Here is a 15386-nt window from a genome sequence, read left to right as displayed (position 1 = left end):
CTTGTTAGATAGATTTATTCTTCTATTTCAGAAGCAATCTCTTCTGTTTTTTCAGTTTTTTTGGCAGATTTAATTTGAATCTTGCCATTGCTTGTCATGACTGCCTTGAGGTCTTTTTCACTTGGATTTTCAAGGTAGAAGTCAGTGATGGCATCCTCGATATGGTCTTGAATGGTACGACGGAGAGGGCGCGCTCCCATTTTTGGATCATATCCTAGGTCAACCAACTTTTCCTTGACTTTGTCCGTCACATCGAGGTGGATATTGTTACTAGAGAGGCGTTTGTTGACATCCGCTAGCATGAGTTCGACGATTTGGAGAAGGTTGTCCTTGCTGAGAGGTTTAAATTCGATGATGCCGTCAAAACGGTTCATAAACTCTGGACTAAAGAAGTTACCGAGTTCACCGAGAACAGAGTTGGTACGTCCTTCACGAGCAGCTCCAAAACCAACGCTGGCTTCGGCCTTACCGGTACCCGCATTTGAGGTCATGATAATGATAGCATCCTTAAAGCTAACTGTCCGTCCTTGCCCATCTGTCAAACGACCATCGTCCAAGACTTGAAGGAACATGTGCATGACATCTGGATGGGCTTTCTCGACCTCATCGAGAAGGATGAGTGAGTAAGGATTGCGACGAATTTTTTCCGTTAATTGACCAGCTTCATCGTAGCCTACATAGCCTGGAGGGGCTCCGACCAATTTAGCCACACTGTGTTTTTCCATGTATTCACTCATATCAAAGCGAATCATGCTGTCAGCAGAACCAAAGAGTTCAATGGCTAGTTGTTTAGAGAGTTCTGTCTTACCGACACCAGTTGGTCCGACAAAGAGGAAGCTTCCGATTGGCCGGTTAGGAGTTCCAAGTCCAACACGATTACGACGGATGGCTTTGGCAATCTTATCGACAGCTTCATCTTGCCCAATGACATGAGCTTTGAGGTCGTCTGCTAGATGGATAAGCTGAGACTGTTCTTTTTCTTTGAGTTCTCCAACAGGGATATTGGTTTTCTGCTCAATGATATGTTCGATTGTTTTCTCGCTGATGATTGGAGTATCCTGATCTGTCACCTTGTTCTTTTGCATTTCCTTGTACTTGGCAATTTGATCGCGGAAATAAGCAGCCTTTTCAAAATCTTCCTCTCGTGTAGCTTGAGCCTTGAGATTTTCAGCTTCAATTAAACGCTGATCAATCACTTTAGGATCAACAAAGTTCAGCGTTAGATTCATCTTTGAACCAGCTTCGTCCAACAGGTCAATAGCCTTGTCTGGCAAGAAGCGGTCTTGGATATAGCGATTGGAAAGATTTGCAGCAGCTTCGATAGCAGCATCAGTATACTTGACGTGATGGTAGTCTTCGTATTTCTTTTGAACTCCTTTAAGGATGATAATGGTTTCTTCGACAGTTGGTTCATCTACCTTGACAGGCTGCATACGGCGCTCTAGGGCAGCATCTTTTTCAATGATGCGGTATTCATTGAGAGTAGTAGCTCCGACTAGTTGCAATTCACCACGGGCAAGGGCTGGTTTGAGGATATTTCCTGCATCCATATTGCCATCGCCAGCAGATCCAGCACCAACAATTTCATGGATTTCATCGATAAAGAGGATGATGTCCTCGCGTTTGCGAATTTCTTCCATGAGCTTTTGCATACGTTCTTCAAATTGGCCTCGAATCCCTGTTCCTTGGACTAGACTGACCACATCCAGACGGATGACCTGTTTGCCTTGAAGTTTATGGGGAACATCGCCATCGACAATCTTCTGAGCTAGACCTTCAACAACGGCTGTTTTACCAACACCTGGTTCTCCGATAAGGACAGGGTTGTTCTTGGTTCGACGGTTGAGGATTTCGATAACGCGGATAATCTCCTCATCTCGACCGATAACAGGGTCAATATCTCCCCGACGAGCAATCTCAGTAATATTGATACCGTATTCCTCTAGGAGTCCTCTTTCTTGGCTAGGAGGTGTTTGAAGTGGGCCGCGGTTTTGAGGCCCATAACCACCGTTTCCTCCATATCCTCCACCAGATTGAGTTGGAGGGACGTTATTAGAAGAAGGTTTGAAATTGTTCAAATCATTGAAAAAGTCGCCGAAAGGATCAAAGTCATGATTGTTTAAGTCAGTCATTCCTTTAAAGAGGGTATTATTTGGATCTGTTTTGATAATTTTATAGCAATTTTGACAGAGATCAATTTGCTTTTGCTGTCCATTGATATTGGTATACAGATGAATTGTTGAGTCGTTTATTTTACAGTTTTGACAGAGCATACATCTACCTCATTTCATTCTTATTCTTGGTCTAAGAAAAAAGGTCAAGAATAGTCAAAGTTTTATACTCTCATTATAGCATGATTAAGGTGTAAAGCAAGTAAAAAGATTGGGAAGTGGTCGTTTTTAAAAGAGAGATTTATGGAGAATCAAGCAACTTGAAGGTAAGAAAAAATCCCATTTGTGGTGACAAAAAGGATTCTCATTCATCGGGACTTACTGCCCGTTGTTTTTATATTAGTAAAGGAGTTCGTAGATCTCCATTGCAATCAAATCAATGCTATCAAAGGTATAAGTTTCACGAGCCTCTACATCGCGAAGGGTGAAGAGTGATCCGTTTTCTTCGTCATGGCTGTATGCAACTTCTGCGACAACAACACCTTCACGTTCAAAATTACGTTTTAGATTTCCACCATCTTTTGTCATTGCTTCTAGGCGGTTAATGATTCTAACCAAATGTGATTCCATTTTGATTCTCCTCCATTTCTTATCGTTTCTATTTTACCATAAACAAGAGGTAGTTGACTAGAAAAAAACTGTAATTTCTCTCTATTTCTCTATTCTATCAAGTTAATTGTTAAAATTAGAGAAAAAGGATTGAATTTTAATTCAATTCATGTTATAATCATACAATCTAACACATAGAAAGTTGATCAAATATGAATTTTTCTTTTTTACCAAAGTATTTACCGTATTTTAACTATGGTGCTCTGATTACCGTATTGATTTCCATCCTTGTTGTCTGCTTAGGGACCATTATAGGTGTGTTATTGGCCTTTGCCCAACGTTCACGCTTTAAACCGCTCGTTTGGTTTGCAAATGTGTATGTTTGGATTTTCCGTGGGACGCCAATGATGGTTCAGATTATGATTGCTTTTGCCCTTATGCATATCAACGCTCCAACTATCCAAGTGGGGATTTTAGGAGTTGATCTTTCTCGTTTGATTCCTGGTATTCTGATTATTTCTATGAACAGTGGAGCTTACGTTTCAGAAACTGTTCGTGCGGGGATCAATGCGGTTCCTAAAGGGCAGTTAGAGGCTGCATATTCTCTAGGTATTCGTCCCAAAAATGCCATGCGTTATGTCATTTTGCCACAAGCTATCAAGAATATTCTTCCAGCGCTGGGAAATGAATTTATCACCATTATCAAGGATAGTTCCCTCTTGTCTGCGATTGGGGTGATGGAGTTGTGGAATGGTGCAACGACTGTAGCAACAACAACTTATTTACCATTGACTCCCCTTTTATTTGCAGCCTTTTACTATTTGATTATGACCTCTGTTTTGACAGTGGCGTTGAAAGCATTTGAAAAACATATTGGACAAGGAGACAAAAAATAATGACAGAAACCTTGATTAAAATTGAAGAACTACATAAATATTTTGGGAAAAATGAAGTTTTAAAAGGCATCAATCTTGAGATTAAACGTGGAGAAGTTGTGGTCATTATCGGTCCGTCAGGGAGCGGGAAATCAACCCTCCTTCGTTCGATGAATCTACTTGAAGAAGCAAGCAAAGGTAAGGTTATCTTTGAAGGAGTTGATATCACAGATAAGAAAAATGACCTTTTTGCTATGCGTGAAAAGATGGGTATGGTATTCCAACAATTTAACCTCTTTCCCAATATGACAGTGATGGAAAATATCACTTTGTCCCCAATTAAAACCAAAGGTGAAAGCAAGGAAGTTGCGGAGAAAAGAGCACAGGAACTGTTAGAAAAAGTTGGCTTGCCAGATAAGGCGACGGCCTATCCTCAGAGTTTGTCAGGTGGTCAGCAGCAACGGATTGCCATTGCACGTGGACTTGCTATGGAACCAGATGTTTTGCTTTTTGATGAGCCGACTTCAGCCCTAGACCCTGAGATGGTTGGAGAAGTCCTAGCTGTTATGCAAGACCTCGCTAAGTCAGGGATGACCATGGTGATTGTGACGCATGAAATGGGCTTTGCCCGTGAGGTAGCAGACCGTGTTATCTTTATGGCAGATGGGGTTGTTGTCGAAGATGGAACACCAGAGGAGATTTTCGATCAAACAAAAGAACAACGGACCAAGGAATTTTTGAGTAAGGTTTTGTAAAACCTCATTTTTAGAAAAAATGGAGTAGGCATCATGGCTTCCAGTAAAGAATATTTAGATTTTATTCTCGAACAGCTATCAGAGCTAGAGGAGATGAGTTATCGTCCAATGATGGGAGAGTATATCCTTTATTATCGTGGGAAGATTATTGGGGGAATCTATGATAATCGTTTGCTACTGAAGCCTGTGAAGGTGCTCATGGATCAACTGGGACAGACTAGGCTTGAACGTCCTTATGAAGGAGCTAAGGAGATGATTTTGATAGAAGACATTGAAAATAAATCATTTCTAATGAGATTAATCAAGGAGATGTATGAAGTCTTACCGGCTCCAAAAGTCAAAAAGAAAGCATGACAACTTTACCTAGTATAAATAGGCATAAAAGCTCGACAAGGGCTTTTTCTTATAGTTTTTGACTATAAGGTCCATTAGGCAAGAAGTGTTAGAATGGCGAGGTATTTTTTGATATAATAGAGGATATTGGGTAGAAAAGAGAAGAGATATGGCACAGATTATCGATGGGAAGGCTCTTGCAGCTAAGTTACAAGGACAGTTGGCTGAAAAGACGGCAAAACTAAAAGAAGAAACTGGTCTAGTTCCAGGATTGGTGGTGATTTTGGTGGGGGACAATCCTGCCAGCCAAGTCTACGTTCGCAACAAGGAACGGTCAGCTCTCGCTGCTGGCTTCCGTAGTGAAGTAGTGCGAGTTCCAGAGACCATTACCCAAGCGGAATTATTAGACTTGATTGCCAAATACAATCAAGATCCAGCTTGGCATGGGATTTTGGTTCAATTACCTTTACCAAAACATATTGACGAAGAGGCAGTTTTATTAGCTATTGACCCCGAAAAAGATGTGGATGGTTTCCATCCCCTAAACATGGGGCGTCTCTGGTCTGGTCATCCAGTTATGATTCCTTCGACACCTGCAGGAATTATGGAGATGTTTCATGAATATGGGATTGATCTAGAAGGTAAAAATGCGGTTGTTATCGGTCGATCAAATATCGTTGGAAAACCGATGGCTCAGCTTCTTTTAGCTAAGAATGCAACTGTGACCTTGACCCACTCACGTACCCATCATCTTGCCAAGGTGGCTGCTAAGGCGGATATCCTTGTGGTTGCTATCGGTCGCGCTAAGTTTGTGACAGCTGACTTTGTCAAACTGGGAGCGGTTGTCATTGACGTTGGGATGAACCGAGATGAAAATGGCAAGCTTTGTGGAGATGTTGATTATGATGCGGTTGCACCACTCGCCAGCCACATCACACCTGTACCGGGTGGAGTTGGCCCTATGACGATTACCATGCTAATGGAGCAAACCTATCAGGCAGCGCTTCGTACACTAAACGAGGACTAGCAAGATGAAATTCGTATTTGACCTGGATGGAACGCTATCTTTTGACTACATGACCATTGATGAGGAGATTAAGCAGGTTCTTTTAAAGGCTGAAGATTATGGGCATGAGCTTGTGTTTGCCTCAGCTCGCTCTTATCGGGATTGCCTGGGTTTATTAGGCCCTGAACTCAGTCAGCGCTTGGTCATAGGGTTGAATGGAGGCGTAGCCTATCATCTAGGGAAGGCTGTTTTCGAAAGGAATCTAGATGCTAGAGTTTATCAGGCGCTAGTGGATTATTGCCAGACTTATAATCTCCCTTTCTTTGTAGATGATCGCTTTGACTATAGTGGTCAGATTGTAGAGAAGATTCCATTTATTTCCAGTGTGGATCCCCTAAAGGTGGCTCGTCATCAGAAACTTGAGGACTTAGGGACTCCGATTAAGGTAGTAGTTTATATGGGTGACCATGAGAATTTGCTTGATGATCTGCTTGGTCAGCTAGAAAGACTAGGACAGGCTCATCTCTCCTATCATGCGCATGAAAAGTGCCTCTATGTTAATCCCTTGGATACTCATAAGGCGACAACTGTTGAAAAGTTATGTGGGGAGAACTTCATTGCTTTTGGAAATGACCAAAACGATATTGAACTGTTTAAAACGTCGCTCTATTCTGTCCAGATTGGAGATTTTGCTGGCCTTACTCCATATGCAGATGATACGTTAGAGCTAAAAGGAGCTCCTTCTCCAGCAGTGGCAGCTAAGATCTTACAGACTTTTGCGGAATTTAAGGGAAAATAGTGTAGAAGGAGGTTCAAGCCTCCTTTTTGATATGTTGTAAAAAGACTATTTCTGGTCTGTTAAAGATATCAAAAGCAAGGTCTAAGCGTGATAGTCTAACATCTAATCCATTTAATCGAGCATAATTCATAATCTGTCGCCATACTTGAAGACCTCCAAATTCTTTAAGCGAGTTTGGGTTGAAGTCTAAACGTATGACTTGATAACCACCATAGGTTGATAATTGGAAGAAAATTAGATTAATACTATCCTCATTTATCATTTTATAAAGTGTAAAATAATCTTCTTTTAGATTTACTTGAATGCTAAATTCTTGAATAATAGAATCGATAGAATTTCTTAATTCCCAAAATATACGTCTTAGAGAACAGTTGTCTCTATCAAGGATTACTGTTAGTCGGTCGATACTGATATAAATAGATTTTTCTAGTTCTGATAAATCTACTCGGCTTTGATATTCTCTTAGTGCTTGAAGGTTATTTTTCATCTGTAACGCCTCCTTTCTATAATTGCTAAATGCGTAGGTCAATGTTACTATTGAGTTTTGCTGACGACACGTTACTTAGGGCGTTGCCTTAAGTGTATCTGTTTGCTGGCTGTTAGAAACGCCAGCTTTTTTAGAGATTGAGAGAACTGCGTGCTTCGGGCGCATTGCCTTCGGCTTGCGCCCTTGCTCTTGTCTCGCAATCTCTAAACTAGGCGAATGGTAGGAGTAAGTATTGCCAATTTTTCTGACATTTACTGTGTAGTAGCCATAATATCCTTAGCTAGCTAAATTTCGCTTCTTATGGACTTTTTATTACCATTTTGGTATAATCATATTGGTTTTAAACGAAAGCCTCAGAATGCTTTGCAGAGCTTTCTGGGGTGTTTTTTCATATTCATAAGCGGACTAGTATTACCTGCAATGTTTTTTTAGTTATATAACCAAAAAGGTTATATAACTAAAATACAACCATTTTGGTTATAGGTCAATAGAAAAGTGAAAGGAATTTTAAAATGTTGAAAGACAATATAAAAAAAGCCCGTCTGAACATAGGACTTACTCAATCAGAAGTTGCTGAAAAGTTAGGTGTAGCTCAAGCCCAGTACGCTAGGTGGGAAAATGGAGGGAGAAATCCGAAAGATGAAACAGTAGAAAAATTAGCTGAAATCTTTGGTACGTCTTTTGAAATTTTAAAAGGACGTGATGATGGACTAGAAGAAATTGTTAGTTTATTGAGAGAGTATGAATTGACAGAAAAGGAGAAAAAAGAAATTATTAGTGTTTTAAAGCAATATTTGATTAATAAGAAAGATTAATTATTATCGGTAAAATAACTTGAACTATCTATATAAAATTTAGAAGGAGTGTAAATATGGAAGCACTAGAATTACTAGGCTTAGATATGGAACAAACGAAAATTCTCTATAATTTTCAGTTTTTAAAAACCGTTGAAGATATTAAAAATGAGAAAAATCAAACTTTAAAAGAAGAAAAGACAAAATGGTTGAATGAATGGCAAAATGGTATTGAGTTAGTTTTTTCAGAGACATACCAAGATTATATTATTGAGTGGGTAAAAGATGAAGAGGAATTAAAAAATTGGATTTCTAGGAAAGAAGTTGAGTCGAATTCCATTTGGCTTGATTTAGTTACTTTAGAGACATATGTTTTTGAACCATATTATCCACTGAATATAAGCGATAAAAAAAGTAAATTAAAATTTAATTCAAAAAATTCGTGGTTAGAAGAATTTATTGTTAGCAACTTTATGTCCAAAGAGCTGTATTCAGAAATGAAAAAAACTTATAAAAAATCTTTTGGGAAAATAACTAAAAAAAAGAATTTTTTCATTAACACAGCTTTAGCAAGTCTAGGTTTAGCATTATTATTTACCGGTATCGGAGCAGTATTTGCGCCACAAATTGCAGTGGCATTATTCGGAAGTCAATTTTCAGGACTTTATGGAGCTGCATTAACAAATGCTGTTTTAGCATATATCGGAGGAGGTGCTATTGCAGCTGGTGGTTTAGGAGTTGCAGGTGGCACAATGGTAATAGCTGGTGGTGGTGCCTTATTAGGATTAAATATTGGTGTGATGAGTAGTAGCACTTTTGTACTGGTAAAAGAAGTGTTGGTTAACCCTACACAAAATATTATATTATGTTCGAAGTTACTAACTGTCGTAAAAGTTTTTGTACTAAATAAAAATAATGATATTGAACTGGCAAAAACCTTTTATAATGAGTTCAATAATTCGATTTTAAATTTAGAGAACCTTGACTATGACAACGAATTAGGTATGGACAAGAAAAACCAAAAGGAACTAAAAAAATCTCTTGTTCAAATGAAAAATACAAAAGACGAATTAAAGAGATTTATCAGTTCGTATGAAGTTAGTTTGAAAAAATAAAAATTGGTAGCAAAACATACTTAATCCCTAGTTTTCTCAAATGAGTAAAAAAAGAATGTCCTATCAACATTCTTTTTTTATGTATTCCCGTAATAAAACATTTAGGAATTTGAATTAGTGTTTTTATTTTAGATTCTTAGATAAAAGAGCTAAAATTGCATCACTATCATTTGAAGTATCTGTTTTTACTAGTCCAGTTTCAACTTTACTAAATAGTGAGTTAATAATTATTAATCGTTCTTCTTTTTCGATGTCGGTTCCAGCTTTGGTAAGAGATTGATAGAATCTTGTCAAAGCAGCTTTTTGTTTATATTCTGTAGCTAAATGATGATTTGACATAACAATTTTTATCAATATTCTAACAATGTAAATAAAAAATGAAATCACTGAAATCAGTATAAATGATTCCGATATAAACGGGAGCTCACTTTGAATACTATTTAAATAAGAGTGTATTACGACAACTAACCCTACTAGAGCAAATATTAAAGCTATGACTGCATAAATGAGGAAACATGTCCATTTTTTTGCTAGCATTTGATGCTCTTTGGAGCGTTTTTTCCAAAGTATTTCTGGCGCTTCTAAAGAAAGCTTGTTTTCATAAGTGTCCTCTAAAACTTTAATTTTTTCATGCTTTTCTTTTTGCCAGTCGTCGAGAGATTTTTTAAATTCGGCAAACTCAGAAACTTTTTCATCATATTGTATCTGAATTTGATTATGCTTATCTTCTATGAAAGTTGTAATTTCTTTATACTGTACTTCAGAGTTATCTGAAATATCTTTCAACTTGTTAGTTATAGGAGTTACTATATTTGCTTCAAAATCAGAAATATTTTCTTTAATATTTGAGAAGTCTTTTCTAAGTAAATATAGCGCTGGATAATAATTATATTTGTTGGCGCTTGAAAAATAGGAACCTATTTGATAATTGTTTTTTGATAGATAGATAAAACTTCTGATAGCTTCATCAAGATTATTTTGAGATTGTTGAATATAGAAAGAAACAAAGCTTTTTATTTTACGAATTTCTGAATCTTTATCAATAGGAGAACTTATTGATAAAATGTAAACCATCTTGTCTTGTTCTCTTGATTCTCGATTGCTTGATAAATTATAGTAAAGTTGGTTATTTATGTTGTCAATATTTAATTCTTCAAGCTCAAAAATATATTTTTTTATTGAATTAAACTTATCATTCAGAGCTTTCCAATTTGACATAAAATTATTGGGAGCTATATCGTAAATTGAACTCCAATAAGTAAAGTTACTTTTTATATTTTTTTCAATCTCATCAAATGTAAAAACCTCTTCGTGTTCGTGAAAGTCAATGATAAAATCGCTAGAAATTGTGAATCTAAAGAGAATTTTATCATTTAGAAAATTTGATACTTGACTTTTGGTATAACTCATAAACCTCACCTATTGCAGATTAATTATATTATTATCTATTATACCATAGAAAGGTAGGATAAAATAAGTGATATACATGTAAAATTGTCGACAGTAGTAGTTAATTTATCAGAAACCCAGTGATAAGGTATATTACTAAAAGTCATATTAAAAATGATTCCAAATTTATTGGTAGCTTTTTGGTAGCTAAACAGTAAAAATAGTTTATTTCTCTAGTTATGAATATAACAGGAATATTGATTTATCAGCATTCTTTTTTATTTCAAACGGATTCTCGCAATTGTAGTATAATGGAGTGAGAGGGAAAAAACGATGAAAGTGATTGATCAAGCTTTATTAGAAAAAGTCATTATTGAACGTTGTCGTCACAGCCATAAGGGAGATTACGGGCGTCTGCTCTTGCTAGGAGGGACCTATCCTTATGGTGGAGCCATCATCATGGCTGCCTTGGCAGCAGTCAAAAGTGGGGCAGGGTTGGTGACTGTTGGCACGGATAAGGAGAATATTCCGGCTCTGCACAGTTATTTACCTGAGGCCATGGCATTTTCTCTTCAAGACCAGCAATTGTTAAAAGAACAATTGGAAAAGGCAGAAGTTGTCTTGCTAGGTCCGGGTTTGCGAGAGGATGCATTTGGAGAAGAAATCATAAAACGGGTCTTTGACAGCCTTAGAAAAGACCAGATTTTGATTGCAGATGGCGGTGCTTTGGGCATCTTAGCAAAAGCTCATTTGCCATTTCCATCCAGTCAGCTCATCCTAACTCCCCACCAAAAGGAATGGGAAAGACTGTCTGGTATAGTTCTTGACCATCAAAATACAGATACGACTGCTAGTGCTCTTTCAGCTTTTCCTCAAGGAACGATTCTAGTTGAGAAGGGTCCAGCAACTCGTATCTGGAAAGCTGGTCAGCCTGAATATTATCAGTTAGAGGTTGGAGGTCCCTATCAAGCAACTGGTGGGATGGGAGATACTCTGGCTGGGATGATTGCAGGTTTTGCAGGTCAGTTTCACCAAGTCAGTCTCTATGAAAGAGTGGTGGCAGCAACTCACCTTCATTCAGCTATCGCGCAAGAACTAGCTCAAGAAAACTACCTTGTCTTGCCAACAGAAATTAGCAAGCTACTCCCAAAAACAATGAAAAAAATATCTCAAAAAGGCAGCTAATTCCTTGGTTGTCTTTTTATGTTGATGTAGCTTTGTTGATAAGATCTTCAACTAGCTTAGAACCAGCAATCAACTGCTAAACTTGCGTGAAATTCTCACTTTTAAGGTCTTGATTTTTACTCAAACTCGCAAGGAAAGTGAGATTGTTATCAAAGTTGAGGGGTGTCAAATCATGCTTTTTTTGATATAATTTTTAATGATGAATGCGAGAAATGATCGGTATGTGGTCGTTGATTTAGAGGCGACCAGCACCAGAAGCAAGGCAAAAATTATTCAAGTAGGCATTGTGGTGATTGAGAATGGTGAAATCATCGATCAGTATGCGACCGATGTCAATCCCCATGAACCCTTGGATTCTCATATCAAAGAATTAACGGGTCTGACCGATCAGCGTTTGGCTGCGGCACCAGAATTTTCTCAGGTGGCTGGAAAAATTTTTGAATTGGTTAAGGACGGTATTTTTGTTGCGCACAATGTACAGTTTGATGCCAACCTTCTTGCGGAATTTCTCTTTTTTGAAGGATATGAATTGCGCACACCGCGGGTGGATACAGTTGAGCTTTCCCAGGTTCTGTATCCTCAGTTTGAAAAGTATAACTTAGGTATCCTTTGTCAAGAGTTAGGCATTGAGCTGGAACATGCCCATACTGCCTTGTCAGATGCTCAGGCAACAGCTGAACTCTTGCTTTACATGCGTCAAAAACTTTTTGAGCTACCTAAAGGGCTTTTAGAAAGCTTATTAAACCTTGCAGACAACCTTCTCTATGAAAGTTATCTGGTGATTGAGGAGGTCTATCAGCAACAATCTCTCTTATCTTCGCCAGACTTGATGGAGCTTCATGGGCTTTTCCTCAGAAAGGAAAGCAAAGCCTTAGTCCCACGAAAGTTATCCAAAGACTTTGCTAAAAACATTTCTTTATTGGGGCTGGAGGAGCGTCCACAACAGCTGGAATTTGCGGAGAAGGTTGAGCAATTATTGGAAGAAGACCAGACTTCCTTTATCCAAGCTCAAACGGGACTGGGCAAGACTTATGGCTATCTCCTCCCAGCTTTGAACTTGGAGAGTCAAGCAGGTATCCTAGTGAGTGTTCCGACCAAAATTCTTCAAAATCAAATCATGCAAGAAGAAGGTCAGCGCTTAAAAGAGGTTTTCCATCTGGAAATTCATAGTCTCAAGGGGCCTCAAAATTACTTGAAATTGGATGCTTTTCATCAAGTCCTCCATCGGCCGGAGTCCAATCGTCTATTTACTCGCTTTAAAATGCAACTGCTTATCTGGCTAACAGAGACAGAAACAGGTGACTTGGACGAAATTGGGCAACTTTATCGCTATCAACATTTTCTACCAGAACTAGTCCACGATGGCAAGCTTTCAAAGAAAAGTTTATTTGCCACAGAGGATTTTTGGAAACGAGGGCAGGAAAAGGCCAAGACCAGTCGTGTTCTTTTGACCAATCATGCCTATCTGGTCACTCGTTTGGAAGACAATCCAGAGTTTGTTGACAACCGTTTGGTAATTTTGGATGAAGCTCAAAAAATGCTGCTAGCTCTCGAAAATCTAGCTCAGCAGGCTTATCGCCTTGAGGAATTTGTAAGCCAGCTTGATAAGTCCTTGGAGTCAGAAGAAGATTTGATTCAGAAACGCTTGCTTGAGAGTATAGGTTTTGAATGTCGTTACTTGATGGAGCAGTATCAATCAGGTCTTAAGAATGGAAAGTGGTTGGATTCTCTCGAAGAGTTGCGCCAGCATTTTTCGGAGTTAGCTCTCCCAGAGTATCGAGAGCTTGCAAACTTTTTCACCTCGGACCGTGAATTTTGGCTTGCTACAGCAGAGAAATCGAGCAAGGATGTCTTGATTTGTTCAAGTAAAAAAGGCCGCTTTATACTAGCAGACTTATTGCCAGAAGATTGTAGGCTCCTAGGAGTATCGGCCACTCTTGAAATCAGCAATCGGGTTTCCCTAGCAGATCTATTGGGATTTCCGGATGCTCCGCTTGTTAAGCTTGATGTAGCAAAACAGGACCAACAAGAAGTCTTTCTAGTCGATGATTTTCCTCTTGTGACAGAAGTTTCACCTGTTGACTATGCTAGTGAAGTGGCTTCTGTCATTCGAAGCTTACAGGCCTTTCAAGAACCCTTATTGGTTTTGTTTACTTCAAAAGAAATGCTGCTGGCAGTTTCGGACCTGCTCGACCAACTGCATCTAGCTCAGTATAAAAATGGGGAACCAAGCCAACTGAAAAAACGTTTTGAAAAAGGTGAACGCCAGATCTTGCTTGGAACAGGTAGTTTCTGGGAAGGGGTTGATTTTTCAACCCATCCTTGCGTGATTCAAGTGATTCCGAGATTGCCTTTCCAAAATCCCCAAGAACCTTTAACCAAAAAATTAAACCAAGAACTGCGTCAAGAAGGGAAAAATCCTTTCTATGATTATCAGTTGCCGATGGCGATCATTCGGTTAAAACAAGCCCTGGGCCGTACTGTTAGACGATCTGACCAAGTTTCGGTTGCTGTAATCTTAGACAGTCGTGTTGTCAGCAAGCGTTACGGCAAACAAATCGCTCAGGCCTTGTCAAAAGAAAGGGCTGTTCAGGTTCTTTCTGGAGAACAGCTAGAGCCTGCAGTAGCTGATTTTCTCCAATCTCGTCGCAATAGAATGAAAGAAAAATCCAAGAAAGAGAAGAGGTAAAAAATATGAAACGTTCCTTCGACTCTCGAGTCGATTATAGCCTTCTCCTACCAGTGTTTTGTTTACTGGTGATTGGAGTAGTGGCCATTTATATAGCAGTTAGTCATGACTATCCAAATAATGTATTGCCAATTCTAGGTCAGCAAATTGCTTGGATTTCCTTGGGCCTTGTCATTGGTTTTGTGGTCATGTTCTTTAATACCGAGTTTTTATGGAAGGTGACTCCCTATCTTTATGGTCTAGGGCTAGCTTTGATGGTCCTACCTCTTGTTTTCTACAATCCAAATCTTGTAGCGTCAACAGGTGCCAAGAACTGGGTATCGATTGGTGGAACGACACTCTTTCAGCCATCGGAGTTCATGAAGATTTCCTATATCTTGATGTTGGCTCGAGTCATCGTACAATTCACTCAAAAACACAAGGAATGGCGACGAATTATTCCCTTGGATTTCCTATTGATTGGTTGGATGATCGCCTTTACCATCCCAGTCTTGATCCTCTTAGCCCTACAAAGTGACTTGGGGACTGCCTTGGTCTTTGTGGCTATTTTTGCAGGTATGGTTCTCCTTTCAGGTGTTTCGTGGAAGATTATCATTCCGGTCTTTGCGACAGGAGTGACTGCAGTTGCAGGCTTCATGGCCATCTTTATAAGCAAGGATGGACGTGCCTTCTTGCATCAGATTGGAATGCCAACCTACCAGATCAACCGCATCTTGGCCTGGCTCAATCCCTTTGACTTTGCGCAAACAACGACTTACCAACAGGCGCAGGGACAAATTGCGATTGGAAGTGGTGGCTTGTTTGGACAAGGTTTCAATGTGTCCAATCTCCTCATTCCAGTACGTGAGAGTGATATGATTTTTACGGTGATTGCTGAAGACTTTGGCTTTATTGGTTCGGTCTTTGTGGTTGCCCTGTACTTGCTTCTTATTTATCGGATGTTGAAGATTACACTTAAGTCAAACAACCAGTTCTACACCTATATTTCGACTGGTTTTATCATGATGTTGCTCTTCCATATCTTTGAAAATATCGGCGCTGTGACAGGCTTACTTCCTTTGACAGGGATTCCTCTACCATTTATTTCTCAAGGTGGATCCGCAATTATTAGTAACCTCATCGGTGTCGGTCTCCTCTTGTCTATGAGTTACCAGACAAACCTAGCGGAGGAGAAAAGTGGAAAAGTTCCATTCAAACGAAAGAAAGTCGTCCTAAAACAAATCAAATAAGGAGGCCACT

General features: G+C 39.0%; 13 protein-coding genes and 1 pseudogene. 10 read left to right on the top strand and 4 right to left on the bottom strand.

The genetic code is table 11. The annotated features are described in order from the left end of the window. Positions 1–14: 14 nt before the first annotated feature. Together KX728_RS06400 and KX728_RS06395 are read right to left on the bottom strand one after the other, a co-directional pair. Positions 15–2273: an ATP-dependent Clp protease ATP-binding subunit gene (locus KX728_RS06400; RefSeq protein WP_215804498.1), complete on the bottom strand. Its 2259-nt coding sequence runs from the start codon at positions 2271–2273 to the stop codon at positions 15–17. A gap of 237 nt (positions 2274–2510) precedes the next feature. Then, the gene (locus KX728_RS06395; RefSeq protein ID WP_000443577.1) at positions 2511–2741 is read right to left on the bottom strand and encodes a DUF1797 family protein; all 231 of its coding nucleotides are present in this window, start codon (positions 2739–2741) and stop codon (positions 2511–2513) included. A gap of 191 nt (positions 2742–2932) precedes the next feature. On the opposite strand from KX728_RS06395, the gene KX728_RS06390 reads away from it, so the two are divergent. From KX728_RS06390 to KX728_RS06370, 5 genes are all read left to right on the top strand, one after another. Further along, complete coding sequence (locus KX728_RS06390) at positions 2933–3616, top strand: amino acid ABC transporter permease (protein ID WP_001011622.1); 684 nt, start codon at positions 2933–2935, stop codon at positions 3614–3616. Beyond that, complete coding sequence (locus KX728_RS06385) at positions 3616–4350, top strand: amino acid ABC transporter ATP-binding protein (protein WP_215804499.1); 735 nt, start codon at positions 3616–3618, stop codon at positions 4348–4350. Before KX728_RS06390 ends, KX728_RS06385 begins: the two co-directional genes overlap by 1 nt. A gap of 33 nt (positions 4351–4383) precedes the next feature. Further along, positions 4384–4704: a TfoX/Sxy family protein gene (locus KX728_RS06380; RefSeq protein WP_215804500.1), complete on the top strand. Its 321-nt coding sequence runs from the start codon at positions 4384–4386 to the stop codon at positions 4702–4704. A gap of 148 nt (positions 4705–4852) precedes the next feature. Further along, complete coding sequence (locus KX728_RS06375) at positions 4853–5710, top strand: bifunctional methylenetetrahydrofolate dehydrogenase/methenyltetrahydrofolate cyclohydrolase (RefSeq protein WP_215804501.1); 858 nt, start codon at positions 4853–4855, stop codon at positions 5708–5710. A 4-nt stretch (positions 5711–5714) separates the two neighbouring features. Then, on the top strand, positions 5715–6488 hold the full coding sequence (locus KX728_RS06370; RefSeq protein WP_215804502.1) for an HAD hydrolase family protein: 774 nt from the start codon (positions 5715–5717) through the stop codon (positions 6486–6488). 25 nt (positions 6489–6513) lie between these two features. Here KX728_RS06370 and KX728_RS06365 read toward each other — a convergent pair. Next, a pseudogene (locus tag KX728_RS06365) lies at positions 6514–6975 on the bottom strand (replication initiation protein); the annotation flags it as partial. 512 nt (positions 6976–7487) lie between these two features. Here KX728_RS06365 and KX728_RS06360 point away from each other — a divergent pair. Further along, positions 7488–7790, top strand: coding sequence for a helix-turn-helix transcriptional regulator (locus KX728_RS06360; protein WP_215804503.1), 303 nt, complete (start codon positions 7488–7490; stop codon positions 7788–7790). Positions 7791–7846: 56 nt separating this feature from the next. Further along, the gene (locus KX728_RS06355; RefSeq protein WP_215804504.1) at positions 7847–8884 is read left to right on the top strand and encodes a hypothetical protein; all 1038 of its coding nucleotides are present in this window, start codon (positions 7847–7849) and stop codon (positions 8882–8884) included. A 123-nt stretch (positions 8885–9007) separates the two neighbouring features. Here the strand turns inward: KX728_RS06355 and KX728_RS06350 are convergent, their stop codons facing one another. After that, positions 9008–10294 (bottom strand): DUF6161 domain-containing protein, encoded by a 1287-nt coding sequence (locus KX728_RS06350; RefSeq protein ID WP_215804505.1) that lies wholly within the window; start codon positions 10292–10294, stop codon positions 9008–9010. Between the two features lie 312 nt (positions 10295–10606). On the opposite strand from KX728_RS06350, the gene KX728_RS06345 reads away from it, so the two are divergent. From KX728_RS06345 to KX728_RS06335, 3 genes are all read left to right on the top strand, one after another. Next, positions 10607–11458, top strand: coding sequence for an NAD(P)H-hydrate dehydratase (locus tag KX728_RS06345; RefSeq protein WP_215804506.1), 852 nt, complete (start codon positions 10607–10609; stop codon positions 11456–11458). Between the two features lie 199 nt (positions 11459–11657). Continuing rightward, positions 11658–14147 (top strand): bifunctional DnaQ family exonuclease/ATP-dependent helicase, encoded by a 2490-nt coding sequence (locus tag KX728_RS06340; RefSeq protein ID WP_371874463.1) that lies wholly within the window; start codon positions 11658–11660, stop codon positions 14145–14147. A gap of 5 nt (positions 14148–14152) precedes the next feature. Further along, positions 14153–15376, top strand: coding sequence for an FtsW/RodA/SpoVE family cell cycle protein (locus KX728_RS06335; protein ID WP_215804508.1), 1224 nt, complete (start codon positions 14153–14155; stop codon positions 15374–15376). Positions 15377–15386 lie beyond the last annotated feature (10 nt).

The organism is Streptococcus oralis (assembly GCF_019334565.1).
In the GTDB taxonomy this organism is placed as follows: Bacteria; Bacillota; Bacilli; order Lactobacillales; family Streptococcaceae; genus Streptococcus; species Streptococcus oralis_CR.
Note: the sequence above shows the minus strand (reverse complement) of the source record. Positions and strands in the feature narration are given on the sequence as shown.